We start from the raw sequence: 15,758 nt of genomic DNA, 5'->3' as shown, positions 1-15,758 counted from the left end.
GCTGCGCGAGACCGCCGCTCGCCCCGTCCTCCGCACCGGCAAGAAGCGCGGCCGGCACCCAGCCACCGGCCACCGTCATGCGCATGCTGCGCGAGCACGATTCGGCGAGAACCACTGGGGACCCTGCCCCCAGCCCCCGCCGTGCGGTATGGCAGAAAAGGTGGGGAACACGTCATTGCGGCCATCCGCCCGCGCCCGAAGAATCGACGACATGCCGCAGCGCACGCTCCTCTTCGTCGTCTTCGACGGGGTCCAGAGCCTGGACGTCACCGGGCCCCTCGAAGTGTTCTCCGGTGCCGAGCGGCACGCGCCCGGCACGTACCGGATCCGCACGGCGTCCCTGGACGGCGGCCCGGTGCGGACGACCAGTGGACTGACGCTCGTCCCGGACGAGGCGCTCACCGCGGCAAAGGAGCCGCACACCCTGCTGGTCCCCGGCGGTGAGGGCACCCGCGATCCCGACCCCCGGCTGGTCGGCTGGCTGCGCGCCCACGGCCCGCGTCCCGCCCGTCTGGTCTCGGTGTGCACCGGTGCCTTCCTGCTCGCCGCCGCGGGACTGCTCGACGGCCGCCGGGCCACCACGCACTGGGCCTACTGCGACCGGCTCGCGCGCGAGCGTCCGGCCGTCCGCGTGGAGCCCGAGCCCATCTACGTCCGCGACGGACGCGTCGCCACCTCGGCGGGTGTGACCGCGGGCATCGACCTCGCGCTCGCCCTGGTGGAGGAGGACCTGGACCGGGACGTCGCCCTCTCCCTCGCCCGGCACCTCGTGGTCTTCCTGCGCCGGCCGGGCAACCAGGCCCAGTTCAGCGCCCAGCTGGCCGCCCAGACCGCCCTGCGCGAGCCGCTGCGGGACGTACAGCGGTGGATCACCGAGCACCCGGACACCGATCTCGGCGTCGAGGCCCTGGCCGCCCGCGCCGCCCTCTCTCCACGCCACTTCGCCCGCGCCTTCCGCGCCGAGACCGGCATGACACCCGGCCGGTACGTCGACCGGGTCCGCCTGGAACACGCCCGCAGGCTGCTGGAGGACACCCCCGGAGGCATCGAGGAGATCTCCCGGGCCAGCGGCTACGGCACTCCCGAGGCCATGCGCCGGGCCTTCCTCAAGGCGTTCGGCACCGCGCCGGCCGAGTACCGGCGCCGGTTCCGCCCCGCCGCCGTCGACTGAGCACCGTCGCCGTCACCCGAAAGGACACACCGTGCAGATCGCCGTGGTCGTCTACGACCGCTTCACCGCCCTCGACGCCGTGGGCCCCTACGAGATCCTCAGCCGCGTCCCGGACGCACGCCTCACCTTCGTCGCCGAGCAGGCCGGACCCGTCCGCACCGACACGGGCTTTCTCGCCGTCACCGCGGACCGGGCTCTGCGCGAGATGCCCGACCCGGACGTCGTCGTCGTCTCCGGCGGCCCTGGCACCCTGGCCCAGCTGGAGAACCCGGCCCTGCTGGAGTGGCTGCGCGCCGCCGACGCGACGAGCACCTGGACGACCTCGGTGTGCTCGGGCTCGCTGCTGCTCGCCGCCGCCGGGCTGCTCGACGGCCGCCGCGCCACCAGCCACTGGACCGCGCTGCCGATGCTCGAGAAGTACGGCGCCCGGCCCACCGGAGAGCGGGTGGTGACCGAGGGCAAGTACGTCACCGCGGCCGGGGTCTCCTCCGGTATCGACATGGCCCTCACCCTGGTCGGCCGGATCGCGGGCGACGAACACGCCCAGGCCGTCCAGCTGCTGACCGAGTACGACCCGCAGCCGCCCTACGACGCCGGGTCCCCGCGAAAGGCGCCGGCCCACCTGGTCGAGGAACTGCGCACGGGCGGCCGCTTCAGCCTGACGTAGCCGCGTGCCACCCGCTCGCCGCGACCGCCGCGGCGCACCGGCGCGTGCCCTCGGACGGCCGCGCCCGCGGCGGGGCCGGGCAGGACGTGCCCTGCCCGGCCCCGGCGGGTCCCGATGCCGCGATCAGTGCCAGCGGTGGCCGCGGCGGTCGTGGTCGCCGAAGCGGCCGTCCCAGTCGTGCCAGTGGCCGTAGCGCCGGCCGTCGTGACGGTGGTCGTGGTCGTACCGGTGGTCACGGCCCCAGCGGTCACCGGGGTGAGGGAAGTGCCGTGCGTCGTCGGCGGAGACCGCCTGGTGCGGGCGGGCGGCGGGCTGTCCCGCGGCGGCGGCCGGGAGGGCGGCCGCGCCCACGACGGCGGCGGCCAGGACACCGGCGGCGGTCAGTTTGCGGACAGGGGCGAGAACGGACACGAGGTCCCCCTTCACAAGGGTGTGGTGTGCGTTTGTGGCGACCGGTCGGCCGCACGCCCCCACCGTGCGACCCGCGCGCCGGTCGACCGCGGGGACACACGACTTCATTACGGATATAAGAGACTTCTGTAACGGTCGCCTGTAGCAACCATTAATGCCCTGAATGCGCCCTCTTCCTGCGCTTTCGCGCCCTCGGGCGCCTCCGCGCTCACCCGAAAGTGAGTAACGGTCCGTGCGCCGCCCGGCCGCCCCCGCCGGGTTCCCGGCGGCCGGGGGCCCTCAGCGGTCGAGTGCCGGAAGGCCCGCGAGTCCGGTCTCCTCCAGAATCCGGTCCACCGTCTCCGCCAGCCCGCTCCCGGCCCCGATGACCGTCTCCACCCCGCCGGGCAGCAGGTCGCGCGTCCGGTACCACTCCCGCAGCCGCTCCTCGCCGACCTCGCCGGCGATCGGCTTCGTCGCGTGCCGGGCCAGGGTCTCCTCGAAGGGCACGTCCAGGTAGTAGCCGTACGTCGGCCCGCGGTGGTCGGCGCGCAACCGCGCGAGCATCGCCCCGTAGTGGTCGGCGTACAGGATGCCCTCGACGACGACGTGGTACCCGGCGTCCAGCGCGTAACGGGCGGTCAGCTCGATCAGCCCGATGTTCGCCGCCCCCGGCCGGTCCCGCTCCCGCAGCACGGTCCGGCGCAGGTTGTCCTGCCCGACCAGCGCGAGGCCCCGTCCGAACCGGTCCCGCAGCCCGGCCGCGACCGACGACTTGCCCGATGCGCTGTTGCCGCGCAGCACGATCAGCCGCGTCCGTTCGCTCCCCGCCCGCACACCGCCAGGTTAGCGGCGCGGACGCGTCAGGCGGGCGGTGTCCACGTGAAGTGGGGGGTCCGGCGCTCCAGGAAGGCGGCCACGCCCTCCGCGGTGTCGGCGCCGGCGCGGGCCTGCTCCGCCCAGTGGCCGTCCCGGTCCTCGCGGCCGTTCGCGAACTCCTTGGCGGCGGCCTGGGTCAGCTGGGAGCGGGAGACGAGCGTACGGGTCAACTCGGCCACCCGCTTGTCGAGTTCGCCCTCGGGCAGCACCTCGTCCACCAGGCCGGTGCGCAGCGCGCGTTCCGTGTCGATCAACTCGGCGGTGAACAGCAGGTACTTGGCGGTGGCCGGGCCCACCAGCGACACCAGTCGGCGGGTCGAGGAGGAGGGGTAGACGATGCCGAGCCGCGCCGGGGTCACCCCGAACAGGGCGCCGTCCTCGGCCAGTCGGAGATCGCACGCCGCCGCGAGCTGCACCCCGCCGCCCACGCAGTGCCCCCGCACCGCGGCCACCGTCGGCTTCGGGAACGCGGCCAGCGCCTCCTCCGCCGCCACCGCGAGCCCCTGCGCCGGACCGGCCGACCCCTGGAGCGTGGAGATGTCCGCGCCCGCGCAGAAGGTCCGGCCCTCACCGGTCAGCACCAGCGCCCGTACGCCGGGATCGCGGGCGAGCCCCGCCAGCAGCGGCGGCAGCGCACGCCACATGTCGGCCGTCATGGCGTTGCGCTTGGCCGGATTGCGGATCACGACCGTGGCGACGGAGTCGGTGACCTGGTGGGACAGCTGGGGCTCCATGTGCCGGATGCTATCCGCACGCCCCCGGAGTTACGACACCGCCCCCGAGGGGGACAAAAGTGAAGGAAGGTTCATAAAAGGGTGAGATCGACCGGGTTCGTACGGCGAGCCAGTCGAGGAGGCGGCGATGACCGGGGCACGCAAGCCCAAGGACAGGGCGACGTCGATGCGCCAGGGGTTCGGCCTGCTCGCGGTGCTCGGTGTGATCCTCGTCCTCGCCGGACTCGTCGGCCTCGTCTACACCGGGGTGGCCACGCTCACCTCGATGCTGCTGTTCGGCTGGCTGCTGCTGATCGGCGGGATCGTCGGCCTGGCGCACGCGATCCAGGCCCGCGGCACCAACTACTTCTGGCTCGGCGTGATCGTCGCCGCCCTGAACATCGCGGCCGGCGTCGTCGTCATCCGGGTGCCCCACGCGGCCGCCGCCGCGCTGACCATGTTCGCCGCGCTGCTGTTCCTGTCCGCCGGTCTCTTCCGGATGGTCGGCAGCATCGTCGTGCGCGGCCCGCAGTTCGGCTGGACGCTGCTGCTCGGCGTCTTCGACCTGCTGCTCGGCATCCTGGTCCTCGCCCACTGGCCCAGCAGCAGTCAGTACGTCATCGGCGCCTTCTTCTCGCTCGCCCTGCTCTTCGACGGGCTCGGCCTGATCGCCACCGGCTACGGCGGCCGCCGGATCGTCGGCCTCGTCAGCGAGCAGCGGTAGGTGCGCAAACGGTCCGACACGTGACGTCGTCATAAGCAGTCGGTCGGAAAGCGCTCGATACCCGGCGAGTTCTGGTCAGGTGCGTGGACCGGTGCCGATCGTTACCAACACTCGACGGGTGGTGACAATCGAGCGCGAGGATGACGACCGGACGATGGACGACCACGGGCGCGGGGACGGCCCGCGCCCTCCGGGGGGCGCCGAGCGGACGCCCCACCCGCTGCCGTACGAGGGCGTCTGGCGGTACACCGCGGCCGCGGTGGACGCCTCGGTCCCGCAGGCCCGGCACGCCGTACGGGACCTGCTGCTGCGCCAGGGCGTGCCGGTCCCCGAGGAGCTGGTGCAGGGCCTGCTGCTGATCGTCTCCGAGCTGGTCACGAACGCCGTGAAGCACGCGGCCCTCCTGTCGCCCATGCTGGCCGTGGAGGTCGCGGTCGGCGCGGAGTGGGTGCGGGTGTCCGTGGAGGACGACCACCCGTACCGCCCGACGGCCCTGGAGGCCGATCACGGCCGGACCGGTGGGCGGGGGCTGCTCCTGGTGCGCGAGGTGGCCCGGGAGGCGGGCGGGGTGGTCGACGTGGAGCACACGGCGAGCGGCGGCAAGGTGATCTGGGCCGCCCTGCCGCTCAAGCCCGCCTGCCCCTGAGGCGTACGCCCGCGAGGCGTCACCAGCCCGCGGACGGACCCGTCAGCTCCCGGACCGCGGGGCGGGCCGCGTCCAGCACCGTCATGAACCAGGCGGAGAAGGTGTCCCTGGCGTGCCGCTCGGTCAGCTCGTCCGCGGTCACGAAGGCGGTCGCGGCGACCTCCCCCGGGTCCGGCGCGAGCGGCGTCTGCACCAGGCCGACGAACAGGTGGTTGAACTCCTGCTCCACCAGGCCCGAGGCGGGGTCCGGGTGGTTGTAGCGCACGGTGCCGGCCTCCGCCAGCAGCGAGGGGGACACGCCCAGCTCCTCGTACGTGCGCCGCGCGGCCGCCGCGAACGGGGCCTCGCCGGGGTAGGGATGGCCGCAGCAGGTGTTGGACCACACACCGGGGGAGTGGTACTTGCCGAGCGCCCGCTGCTGGAGCAGCAGCCGGCCCTGCTCGTCGAAGAGGAACACCGAGAACGCGCGGTGCAGCTGTCCCGGCGGCTGATGGGCGGCGAGCTTCTCCTCGGTGCCGATCGTCACGCCCTTCTCGTCGACGAGTTCCAGCAGGATCGCCTGTGCGACGCCGTTCGACGAGCTGTGCGTCTCGGTGGCAGGTGTGATCGGCATACCCATCCTTCGCCTCGTTCTTCGCACCCCAAGTCTGCCGTACGAATCCGGCACTCCCGGCACTTCCCGGCACACCCGCATGTCAGAGCGTGCAACGGCACCGGAAGGGGGACCTGATAAATCATCGTGCCCTGCGGCCGCCGGGGGGAACCGTCCCCGTGCTGTCGAACGGATGAACGGCTTCGGTGACCGGCCGAACGGCTTCCGCGGTGGGCCGGACACCGCCGGCTCAGTGGCAGAGCCGCGCCTCGTGCTCCGCGTGTCCGCCCGGCTCCAGTTGGAAGGTGCAGTGCTCGACGTCGAAGTGGGTGCCGATGCAGCCCTGCAACTCGTGCAGCATCTTCTCGTTCCCGATGGCGTTCAGCACCTCCGAGCTGACCACCACGTGCGCGGACAGCACCGGCATGCCGGAGGTGATCGTCCAGGCGTGCAGGTCGTGCACGTCCTCCACGCCGTCCAGCGCCAGGATGTGCGCCCGGACCTCCGCCATGTCGACGTTCTTGGGGGCCGCCTCCAGGAGCACGTCCAGCGTCTCCCGCAGCAGCTTGAGGGTCCTCGGTACGATCATCAGCCCGATGATCAGCGAGGCGATCGGGTCGGCCGCCTTGAAGCCGGTGAGAAGGATCACGGCGGCCGAGATCATCACCGCGACGGAGCCCAGCGCGTCGGCGGCGACCTCCAGGAAGGCGCCGCGCACGTTCAGGCTCTCCTGCTGTCCGCGCATCAGCAGGGTGAGCGAGATGGAGTTGGCCACCAGGCCGATCGCACCGAACACGATCATCAGACCGCCGTGGGTGTCCGCGGGGGTGACGAACCGCTGGACCGCCTCGTACAGGACGTAGCCGCCGACGCCGAGCAGCAGCAGGCAGTTGGCCAGGGCGGCGAGGATCTCGGCGCGGGCGTAACCGAAGGTGCGGTTGGTGCTCGCCGGGCGGTTGGCGAAGTGGATCGCGAGCAGCGCCATGCCGAGGCCCACCGCGTCGGTCGCCATGTGCGCGGCGTCCGCGATCAGGGCGAGGGAGTCCGCGAGGAGCCCGCCGGTGATCTCCACCACCATGATCGTGAGGGTGATGCCCAGGGCGATCCGCAGCCGGCCCCGGTAGGCGGCCGCGGCCGTGCCCGTGGGCGGCGCGTGGGTGTGCGCGTGCCCGTGATCGTGCCCAGCCCCCATGGCAGAACCGTCCTTCCGCGTCGTCCGGAGGCCAAGTGAACTACGGGCGGGGGGTATGGGGCAACGCGGTAGTGAACACCGTTGTCATGTGCCCTGACCTGCGGAAACGATCCGCTGGTCAGGGCGTTGCGGCCTGCCCGGGGAGGCCGGTCTACCCGGCGTGGTGCAGCCGCCAGCCCTCCCACGCCGAGCGCACCATCTCGCGCACGTCATGGCGGGCCCGCCAGCCCAGCTCCCGGGCGGCGCGCTCGGCCGAGGCCACGGCGCGCGGCGCGTCGCCCGGCCTGCGGGGCTCCACGACGGGCTCCCGGCGGTCGCCGGTGACCTCGCCGATGACCGTGATCAGCTCCCGGACCGAGACGCCCTGGCCGCGGCCGATGTTCAGCGTCAGATCGCCGGCCGGGGCGTCGTCAGCGAGGCGGCGCGCCGCGGCGAGGTGGGCCTCGGCGAGGTCGGCCACGTGGATGTAGTCCCGTACGCAGGTGCCGTCCGGGGTCGGGTAGTCGGCGCCGAAGATCCGGGGGGCCTCGTCGCGGGTGAGCCGGTCGAAGATCATCGGCACGATGTTGAACACGCCGGTGTCCGCGAGTTCCGGCGCCGCGGCGCCCGCGCCACGTTGAAGTAGCGCAGGCACGCGGTGGAGATGCCGTGCGCCCGGCCGGCCGCCCTGACCAGCCACTCGCCGGCCAGCTTGGTCTCCCCGTAGGGGTTGACCGGGGCGCAGGGGGTGTCCTCGGTGATCAGGTCGACCTCCGGGTTGCCGTACACCGCGGCGGAGGAGGAGAACAGCAGCCGGCGGACGTCCGACGCGGCCATGGCGTCCAGGAGGTTCGCGAGGCCGCCGATGTTCTCCCGGTAGTAGCGGGTGGGCTCGGCGACCGACTCCCCGACCTGCTTGCGGGCGGCGAGGTGGACGACGCCGGTGACGCCGTACTCCGTGAGCACCTCGCTGAGGCGGGTGGCGTCGAGGGTGGAGCCGGTGACGAGCGGCACGTCGGAGGGGAGCCGCGCGGGTACGGCGGCGGACAGGTCGTCCAGTACGACGACTTTCTCTCCGGCGCCGGCCATGGCGCGTGCCACGTGCGCCCCGATGTATCCGGCACCGCCGGTGATCAGCCACGTCATGTTTCCCCACCCTATGCTCCGCGGGCCCGCCCGCTCCGGTTGGCGCCCGGTGTCGGGCGACCGGCCCGCCCACCGCAGAGGTAGCGGTAGGCGACCGTTCGCGTACCCCTCGTCGCCTCGCGTGTCCCGGTTGCCCGGGTCTGGGGCTGCGGTTTGTGGGGGCGGGGGCGGATCGCCCATGATGATCGCGGCAAAGGGCGGGGCAGCGGGTGCGGGACGGGCCGTGAACGGCCGGTGAACACGGGCTTCCGTTCATCCGATACCCTCTGCCGACATGCCGCCGGGCGCCGCAGGCAAGGCGCGCCCCACCACGCAGAAGACCGGTGCCGACGCGCCGGCACCCAGGGAGTGAGTTCGGTTGCCGACCGCCATCGTCACCGGTCAGCCGGTCCCCGGATCGTCGCTCGAGAGCGATCTGCGGTCCCTCGGCTTCGACGTCCGGACGGCGGAGAGCACCGCCGAGGCCGAGACCCTGCTCGCCGCCGCCCCCGCCGGTGACCGCGTCGCCGTGGTCGACGCCGGGTTCGTTGGTCATGTGCACGCCCTGCGCCTCGGTCTGACCGACCCCCGCTTCCCGCTCGCCGCCGTCCCCGGCGCCGTCACCGCCCAGCCGGTCGCCCGGCAGGCGCTGACCCGGGCCGTGGCCCGCGAGACCTCCTCGGGCGGCGGCACCGCGGTCGCCGTCGGCAGCCTCGCCGACCGCATCGTCACCGAGCTGGACGCCGACGGCAGCGAGGTGCACCGCCCCGAGCTGGGCAGCCTCGTCGCCGTCGTGCCCACCGACCCGCAGGCCCGCAACGAGGCCCGGCAGGCCGTCGCCGCCGTGGACGACGAGGCCGTACGCCTGAAGTCGGCCGTGAAGTCCCGCGACGGCTTCTTCACCACGCACTGCGTCAGCCCGTACTCGCGCTACATCGCCCGCTGGTGCGCCCGTCGCGGTCTGACCCCGAACCAGGTCACCACCGCCTCGCTGCTCACCGCGCTGATCGCGGCCGGCTGCGCGGCCACCGGCAGCCGCGGCGGTTTCATAGCCGCCGGCGTGCTGCTGATCGCCTCCTTCGTGCTGGACTGCACCGACGGCCAGCTCGCCCGCTACGCCCTGAAGTACTCCACCCTCGGCGCCTGGCTCGACGCCACCTTCGACCGGGCCAAGGAGTACGCCTACTACGCCGGTCTCGCCCTGGGCGCGGCCCGCGGCGGCCATGACGACGTATGGGCCCTCGCGCTCGGCGCGATGGTCCTCCAGACCTGCCGGCACGTGGTCGACTTCTCCTTCAACGAGGCCAACCACGACGCCACCGCCAACACCAGCCCCACCGCCGCCCTCTCCGACAAGCTGGACAGCGTCGGCTGGACGGTCTGGGTGCGCCGGATGATCGTGCTGCCGATCGGCGAGCGCTGGGCGATGATCGCGGTCCTGACCGCCTTCACCACCCCCCGGATCACCTTCTACGCCCTGCTCGTCGGCTGCGCCTTCGCCGCCGCGTACACCACCGCGGGCCGGGTGCTGCGGTCCCTGACCCGCAGGGCGCGCCGCACCGACCGCGCCGCGCAGGCGCTCGCGGACCTCGCCGACTCCGGCCCGCTCACCGAGGCGGTCGGGCGTGTCGCCCGGCGGGGACTGCCCGGACTCGCCGTCCCCGCCGTCGCCCTCCTCGGCGGCGCCGCGGTCGTCGCCTGCTCGGCCTTCTCCCCCTACGGCTCGGTGGTGCCGGTGATCGGCGCCCTCGGCTACGTCCTCGCCTCGGCCCTCGCTGTCGCCCGCCCCCTCAAGGGCGCCCTCGACTGGCTGGTCCCCCCGTTCTTCCGCGCCGCCGAGTACGGCACCGTCCTCGCTCTCGCCGGCAAAGCGGGCGTGAACGGGGCGCTTCCGGCGGCTTTCGGGCTGGTGGCGGCCGTCGCCTACCATCACTACGACACGGTGTACCGCATCCGCGGCAACGCCGGAGCGTCCCCGGCCTGGCTGGTGCGCTCCATCGGGGGGCACGACGGGCGCACCCTGCTCGTCACCGTCCTGGCCGCGGCACTCACCGCCGCGCAGTTCAAGGCCGCGCTCACGGTGCTCGCCGTGGTCGTCGCCCTGCTGGTGCTCGTGGAGAGCATCCGCTTCTGGGTGTCCGCAGGGGCGCCCGCCGTACACGATGAAGGAGAAACCGCATGATCGGCCTCGTGCTGGCGGCCGGCGCCGGACGGCGTCTGCGCCCCTACACGGACACCCTGCCCAAGGCGCTGGTGCCGGTGGGGCCCGCGGGCATGGAGGGCGAGCCCACGGTTCTCGACCTCACCCTCGGCAACTTCGCGGAGATCGGCCTGACCGAGGTCGCGGTCATCGTCGGCTACCGCAAGGAGGCCGTCTACGCGCGCAAGGCCGCCCTGGAGGAGAAGTACGGCCTCACGCTCACCCTGATCGACAACGACAAGGCCGAGGAGTGGAACAACGCCTACTCCCTGTGGTGCGGCCGGGACGCGCTCAAGGACGGCGTGATCCTCGCCAACGGCGACACCGTGCACCCGGTCTCGGTCGAGAAGACGCTGCTGGCCGCCCGCGGCGACGGCAAGAAGATCATCCTCGCGCTGGACACCGTGAAGTCCCTCGCGGACGAGGAGATGAAGGTCGTCGTCGACCCGGCCAAGGGCATGACGAAGATCACCAAGCTGATGGACCCGGCCGAGGCGACCGGTGAGTACATCGGCGTGACCCTGATCGAGGGCGACGCCGCGCTCGAACTGGCCGACGCGCTGAAGACGGTCTGGGAGACCGACCCGCAGCAGTTCTACGAGCACGGCTACCAGGAGCTGGTCGACCGCGGCTTCCGGATCGACGTGGCGCCGATCGGCGACGTCGACTGGGTCGAGATCGACAACCACGACGACCTGGCCAAGGGACGGGAGATCGCGTGCCGCTACTGACCCGGCTGATCCCGTCGCCGGTCGTCGTGGACATCCGCCCGGGTGCCCTCGACGACCTGGCCGGTGTCCTCGCCGACGAGCGCATCTCCCAGTCGGGCCGGCTCGCCGTCGCCGTCAGCGGCGGCTCCGGCGCCCAGCTGCGCGAGCGCCTCGCCCCCTCGCTTCCCGGCGCGTCCTGGTACGAGGTGGGCGGCGGCACCCTGGACGACGCGATCCGACTGGCCGGAGAGATGAAGTCGGGCCACTACGACGCCGTGGTCGGACTCGGCGGCGGCAAGATCATCGACTGCGCCAAGTTCGCCGCCGCCCGCATCGGCCTGCCCCTGGTCGCCGTGCCCACGAACCTCGCGCACGACGGCCTGTGCTCGCCTGTCGCCACGCTCGACAACGACGCGGGCCGCGGCTCCTACGGCGTGCCCAACCCGATCGCGGTGGTCATCGACCTGGACATCATCCGCGAGGCCCCGGCCCGCTTCGTCCGGGCCGGCATCGGCGACGCCATCTCCAACATCAACGCGATCGCGGACTGGGAGCTGTCCCACCGGGTCAACGGCGAGAAGATCGACGGGCTCGCCGCGGCCATGGCCCGCCAGGCCGGCGAGGCGGTGCTCAGGCACCCGGGCGGCATCGGCGACAACGGCTTCCTCCAGGTGCTCGCCGAGGCGCTGGTCCTCAGCGGCATCTCGATGTCGATCTCCGGGGACTCCCGGCCGTCCTCCGGCTCCTGCCACGAGATCAACCACGCCTTCGACCTGCTGTTCCCGAAGCGCGCGGCCGCCCACGGCGAGCAGTGCGGCCTCGGCGCGGCCTTCGCCATGTACCTGCGCGGGGCCCACGAGGAGGCCGCGCACACGGCTCAGGTGCTGCGCCGGCACGGTCTTCCGGTGCTGCCGGAGGAGATCGGCTTCACCGTGGACGAGTTCGTCCGCGCCGTGGAGTTCGCCCCGGAGACCCGGCCCGGCCGCTACACCATCCTCGAACACCTCGACCTCAAGCCGAACCAGATCAAGGACATCTACGCCGACTATGTCAAGGCCATCGGTAGCTGAACTCCGTCCGGTCGTCCACCCCGCAGGGGTGAAGGACCGGCGCAGCGGTGAGCACTGGGCGGGACGCCTCTACATGCGTGAGGTCTCCCTGCGCGTCGACCGCTACCTGGTGAACACCAGGGTCACGCCCAACCAGCTCACGTACCTGATGACCGTCTGCGGTGTGCTCGCGGCCCCGGCCCTGCTGGTGCCGGGGATCCCGGGCGCGATCCTCGGCGTGGTCGCCACGCAGCTGTATCTGCTGCTGGACTGCGTCGACGGCGAGATCGCCCGCTGGCGCAAGCAGTACTCCCTCGCCGGTGTCTACCTGGACCGCGTCGGCGCCTATCTGACCGACGCGGCCGTGCTGGTCGGCCTCGGGCTGCGCGCCGCCGACCTGTGGGGCACCGGCCGTATCGACTGGCTGTGGGCCTTCCTCGGCACCCTGGCCGCGCTCGGCGCGATCCTGATCAAGGCGGAGACCGACCTGGTCGGCGTGGCCCGGCACCAGACGGGCAGGCCGCCGGTGCAGGAGGCCGCCGCCGAGCCCCGTTCCTCCGGCATGGCGCTGGCCCGCCGCGCCGCCTCGGCGCTCAAGTTCCACCGGCTCATCCTCGGCATCGAGGCCTCGCTGCTGATCGTGCTCCTCGCCGTCGCCGACCAGATCCGCGGCGACCTGTTCTTCACCCGGCTCGGCACCGCCGTCCTCGCCGGCATCGCCCTGCTGCAGACCCTGCTGCACCTGGTGTCCATCCTCGCCTCCAGCAGGCTGAAGTGAGCGCGGCCATGCGGGTCGGCGCCGTCATCATCACCATGGGCAACCGGCCCGAGGAACTGCGCGCCCTGCTGGACTCGGTCGCCAAGCAGGACGGCGACCCGGTCGAGGTGGTCGTCGTCGGCAACGGCTCGCCGGTGCCCGACGTCCCCGAGGGCGTGCGCACCATCGAGCTGCCGGAGAACCTGGGCATCCCGGGCGGCCGCAACGTCGGCATAGAGGCGTTCGGCCCCGGCGGCCGGGATGTCGACATCCTGCTCTTCCTGGACGACGACGGCCTGCTCGCCCGGCACGACACCGCCGAGCTGTGCCGCGCGGCCTTCGCGGCCGACCCGGAGCTGGGCATCGTCAGCTTCCGCATCGCCGACCCCGAGACGGGCGAGACCCAGCGCCGCCATGTGCCCCGGCTGCGCGCCTCCGACCCGATGCGCTCCTCGCGGGTCACCACGTTCCTGGGCGGCGCCAACGCCGTGCGCACCCGGGTGTTCGCCGAGGTCGGCGGGCTGCCGGACGAGTTCTTCTACGCCCATGAGGAGACCGATCTGGCCTGGCGGGCGCTGGACGCCGGCTGGCTGATCGACTACCGCTCCGACATGGTGCTGTACCACCCGACGACCGCGCCCTCGCGGCACGCCGTCTACCACCGCATGGTGGCCCGCAACCGCGTCTGGCTCGCCCGGCGCAACCTGCCCGCCCTGCTGGTCCCCGTGTACCTGGGCGTCTGGCTGCTGCTCACGTTGGCGCGCCGGCCCTCGCGCCCGGCCCTCGCGGCCTGGTTCGGCGGCTTCAAGGAGGGCTGGACGACGCCCTGCGGCCCGCGCCGGCCGATGCGCTGGCGCACGGTCTGGCGGCTCACCCGGCTGGGCCGTCCTCCGGTCATCTGAGAAGCTTCTTACCTGAACAGCAAGCTTCTTACCGAGAGAGTCCGGGTTCTTACTCGTGAGTCACACAACGCATGACGGCGGTGTCGCGGTGAGCGCGATACCGTCGCCCGACGAGGGGCTGACGCCGGCCGAGCTGGCCGCCAGGTACGGGCTCGCCGTCAGCGGCGCCCGCCCCTCGCTGGTGGAGTACGTCCGTCAGCTGTGGAGCCGGCGCCACTTCATCCTCGCCTTCTCGCAGGCGAAGCTGACGGCGCAGTACAGCCAGGCCAAGCTCGGCCAGCTGTGGCAGGTCGCCACCCCGCTGCTGAACGCGGCCGTGTACTACTTCATCTTCGGCATCATCCTGCACGCCAGCCGCGGCATGTCCCACGACGTGTACATCCCGTTCCTGGTCACCGGCGTGTTCGTGTTCACCTTCACGCAGAGCTCGGTCATGTCGGGCGTGCGCGCCATCTCGGGGAACCTGGGCCTCGTGCGTGCCCTGCACTTCCCGCGCGCCTCGCTGCCCGTCTCCTTCTCGCTCCAGCAGCTCCAGCAGCTGCTGTTCTCGATGATCGTGCTGTTCCTCGTGGCGATCGGCTTCGGCAGCTACCCCGGCATGTCCTGGCTGCTGATCGTGCCGGTGCTGGTGCTCCAGTTCCTCTTCAACACCGGTCTCGCGCTGATCGTGGCCCGCATGGGCGCCAAGACGCCGGACCTGGCCCAGCTGATGCCGTTCGTGCTGCGCACCTGGATGTACACCTCGGGCGTGATGTTCTCCATCAGCAAGATGATGGCGGACCGCCCGGAGTGGGCCGTGCGGCTGCTCCAGGTCAACCCGGCCGCGATCTACATGGACCTGATGCGCTTCGCGCTGATCGACGGCTACGGCGCCTCGAACCTGCCCCCGCACGTGTGGGCGATCGCGGTGTTCTGGGCCGTGGCGGTCTTCGCGGGCGGCTTCGTGTACTTCTGGAAGGCGGAGGAGCGGTACGGCCGTGGCTGAGCAGAACGCGGAGCACACCGCCCGGCAGGACACCGCGGGCACCGGCGAGCGCCGCCCGACGGTCATCGCGGACGACCTGCACATCGTCTACCGGGTCAACGGCGCCAAGACCGGCAAGGGCAGCGCGACCGCCGCCCTCAGCCGCATCCTCAAGCGGGGCGAGGAGCGGGGCGTGCGCAAGGTGCACGCCGTGCGCGGGGTCTCCTTCGTCTCCTACCGGGGCGAGGCCATCGGTCTGATCGGTTCCAACGGTTCCGGCAAGTCCACCCTGCTGCGCGCCATCGCCGGCCTGTTGCCCGCGGAGAAGGGCAAGGTCTACACCGACGGCCAGCCCTCCCTGCTGGGCGTGAACGCGGCGCTGATGAACGACCTGACCGGCGAGCGCAACGTCATCCTGGGCGGCCTCGCCATGGGCATGTCGCGCGAGCAGATCAAGGAGCGCTACCAGGAGATCGTCGACTTCTCCGGGATCAACGAGAAGGGCGACTTCATCACCCTTCCGATGCGCACCTACTCCTCCGGTATGGCCGCGCGACTGCGTTTCTCCATCGCCGCCGCCAAGGACCACGACGTCCTCATGATCGACGAGGCCCTCGCCACCGGTGACCGCAAGTTCCAGAAGCGCTCCGAGGAACGCATCCGTGAACTGCGCAAGGAGGCCGGCACGGTCTTTCTGGTCAGCCACAACAACAAGTCCATCCGTGACACCTGCAACCGTGTCCTGTGGTTGGAACGCGGTGAGCTGCGCATGGACGGCCCGACCGAAGAGGTGCTCAAGGAGTACGAGAAGTTCACGGGCAAGTGAACTGTTTCGGCCAGGGCCCCGCCGGCAACCTCCCGGCGGGGCCCCGCGTCTGCAAAGGAAGCGTCAACTCCCAAGGCTGTCAGGAATCTTGACGCCAATCGGTGTGTTGTTGTGATGTGCAGGACACCCCCTCGAACCTCGATGCGTTGTACAACGTAAGCTGTACCGGTGCCGGAAAGCGGCAAGTGGGGCGATAACGTGCGACACCCTGCGCCAGGTCACGCCCCGCGAATTGCCGGGCGGCGTGTCCGAAATAGTGTGTATTGGGTAGG

The 15,758-nt window shown here is 72.0% G+C and carries 16 protein-coding genes and 1 pseudogene; 11 read left to right on the top strand and 6 right to left on the bottom strand.

Annotated features, from left to right (window positions below; translation table 11 throughout):
• Positions 1 to 211 precede the first annotated feature (211 nt).
• Together QSK45_RS00525 and QSK45_RS00520 are read left to right on the top strand one after the other, a co-directional pair.
• Positions 212 to 1,171, top strand: a complete 960-nt coding sequence (locus QSK45_RS00525) for a GlxA family transcriptional regulator (protein WP_285552068.1) — start codon at positions 212 to 214, stop codon at positions 1,169 to 1,171.
• A gap of 31 nt (positions 1,172 to 1,202) precedes the next feature.
• Positions 1,203 to 1,838: a DJ-1/PfpI family protein gene (locus QSK45_RS00520; protein ID WP_285552066.1), complete on the top strand. Its 636-nt coding sequence runs from the start codon at positions 1,203 to 1,205 to the stop codon at positions 1,836 to 1,838.
• A gap of 123 nt (positions 1,839 to 1,961) precedes the next feature.
• Here the strand turns inward: QSK45_RS00520 and QSK45_RS00515 are convergent, their stop codons facing one another.
• The 3 genes from QSK45_RS00515 to QSK45_RS00505 form a co-directional block, all read right to left on the bottom strand.
• The gene (locus tag QSK45_RS00515) at positions 1,962 to 2,249 is read right to left on the bottom strand and encodes a hypothetical protein (RefSeq protein WP_285552064.1); all 288 of its coding nucleotides are present in this window, start codon (positions 2,247 to 2,249) and stop codon (positions 1,962 to 1,964) included.
• Positions 2,250 to 2,528: 279 nt separating this feature from the next.
• The gene (locus QSK45_RS00510; RefSeq protein ID WP_285552062.1) at positions 2,529 to 3,065 is read right to left on the bottom strand and encodes an AAA family ATPase; all 537 of its coding nucleotides are present in this window, start codon (positions 3,063 to 3,065) and stop codon (positions 2,529 to 2,531) included.
• A 26-nt stretch (positions 3,066 to 3,091) separates the two neighbouring features.
• On the bottom strand, positions 3,092 to 3,841 hold the full coding sequence (locus QSK45_RS00505) for an enoyl-CoA hydratase/isomerase family protein (RefSeq protein WP_285552061.1): 750 nt from the start codon (positions 3,839 to 3,841) through the stop codon (positions 3,092 to 3,094).
• Positions 3,842 to 3,968: 127 nt separating this feature from the next.
• Here QSK45_RS00505 and QSK45_RS00500 point away from each other — a divergent pair, with 127 nt between their 5' ends.
• Positions 3,969 to 4,544, top strand: coding sequence for an HdeD family acid-resistance protein (locus QSK45_RS00500; RefSeq protein ID WP_285552060.1), 576 nt, complete (start codon positions 3,969 to 3,971; stop codon positions 4,542 to 4,544).
• Positions 4,545 to 4,698: 154 nt separating this feature from the next.
• Entirely contained in the window at positions 4,699 to 5,190 is a 492-nt protein-coding gene (locus tag QSK45_RS00495; protein WP_285553347.1) for an ATP-binding protein, read from the top strand.
• A gap of 19 nt (positions 5,191 to 5,209) precedes the next feature.
• Here the strand turns inward: QSK45_RS00495 and idi are convergent, their stop codons facing one another.
• From idi to galE, 3 genes and pseudogenes are all read right to left on the bottom strand, one after another.
• Entirely contained in the window at positions 5,210 to 5,803 is a 594-nt protein-coding gene (idi, locus tag QSK45_RS00490) for an isopentenyl-diphosphate Delta-isomerase (RefSeq protein ID WP_285552058.1), read from the bottom strand.
• A 229-nt stretch (positions 5,804 to 6,032) separates the two neighbouring features.
• Positions 6,033 to 6,974, bottom strand: a complete 942-nt coding sequence (locus tag QSK45_RS00485) for a cation diffusion facilitator family transporter (RefSeq protein ID WP_285552057.1) — start codon at positions 6,972 to 6,974, stop codon at positions 6,033 to 6,035.
• A 151-nt stretch (positions 6,975 to 7,125) separates the two neighbouring features.
• Positions 7,126 to 8,099, bottom strand: a pseudogene (galE, locus tag QSK45_RS00480) (UDP-glucose 4-epimerase GalE).
• Between the two features lie 358 nt (positions 8,100 to 8,457).
• On the opposite strand from galE, the gene QSK45_RS00475 reads away from it, so the two are divergent.
• The 7 genes from QSK45_RS00475 to QSK45_RS00445 are packed head-to-tail and all read left to right on the top strand — an operon-like array spanning position 8,458 to position 15,486.
• Complete coding sequence (locus tag QSK45_RS00475; RefSeq protein ID WP_285552055.1) at positions 8,458 to 10,260, top strand: DUF5941 domain-containing protein; 1,803 nt, start codon at positions 8,458 to 8,460, stop codon at positions 10,258 to 10,260.
• Positions 10,257 to 11,009, top strand: coding sequence for a phosphocholine cytidylyltransferase family protein (locus QSK45_RS00470; RefSeq protein ID WP_285552053.1), 753 nt, complete (start codon positions 10,257 to 10,259; stop codon positions 11,007 to 11,009). Before QSK45_RS00475 ends, QSK45_RS00470 begins: the two co-directional genes overlap by 4 nt.
• A complete protein-coding gene (locus QSK45_RS00465) occupies positions 10,997 to 12,058 on the top strand; it encodes an iron-containing alcohol dehydrogenase family protein (protein WP_285552051.1) in 1,062 nt (353 codons plus the stop codon). Before QSK45_RS00470 ends, QSK45_RS00465 begins: the two co-directional genes overlap by 13 nt.
• Positions 12,036 to 12,815 carry a CDP-alcohol phosphatidyltransferase family protein gene (locus QSK45_RS00460; RefSeq protein WP_285552049.1) on the top strand — a complete coding sequence of 260 codons (780 nt, stop codon included), beginning with the start codon at positions 12,036 to 12,038 and terminating at the stop codon, positions 12,813 to 12,815. Before QSK45_RS00465 ends, QSK45_RS00460 begins: the two co-directional genes overlap by 23 nt.
• 8 nt (positions 12,816 to 12,823) lie before the next feature.
• The gene (locus QSK45_RS00455; RefSeq protein ID WP_285552047.1) at positions 12,824 to 13,696 is read left to right on the top strand and encodes a glycosyltransferase family 2 protein; all 873 of its coding nucleotides are present in this window, start codon (positions 12,824 to 12,826) and stop codon (positions 13,694 to 13,696) included.
• A 55-nt stretch (positions 13,697 to 13,751) separates the two neighbouring features.
• Positions 13,752 to 14,681 carry an ABC transporter permease gene (locus QSK45_RS00450; RefSeq protein ID WP_285552046.1) on the top strand — a complete coding sequence of 310 codons (930 nt, stop codon included), beginning with the start codon at positions 13,752 to 13,754 and terminating at the stop codon, positions 14,679 to 14,681.
• Positions 14,674 to 15,486 (top strand): ABC transporter ATP-binding protein, encoded by an 813-nt coding sequence (locus tag QSK45_RS00445; protein WP_395484424.1) that lies wholly within the window; start codon positions 14,674 to 14,676, stop codon positions 15,484 to 15,486. The genes QSK45_RS00450 and QSK45_RS00445 overlap by 8 nt, the downstream gene beginning before the upstream one ends.
• The last annotated feature ends 272 nt before the right edge of the window (positions 15,487 to 15,758 follow it).

Origin of the sequence: Streptomyces hygroscopicus subsp. hygroscopicus, from assembly GCF_030269125.1 — a bacterium.
Classification (GTDB): domain Bacteria; phylum Actinomycetota; class Actinomycetes; order Streptomycetales; family Streptomycetaceae; genus Streptomyces; species Streptomyces hygroscopicus_C.
This window is presented reverse-complemented; position numbering and strand designations above follow the sequence as displayed.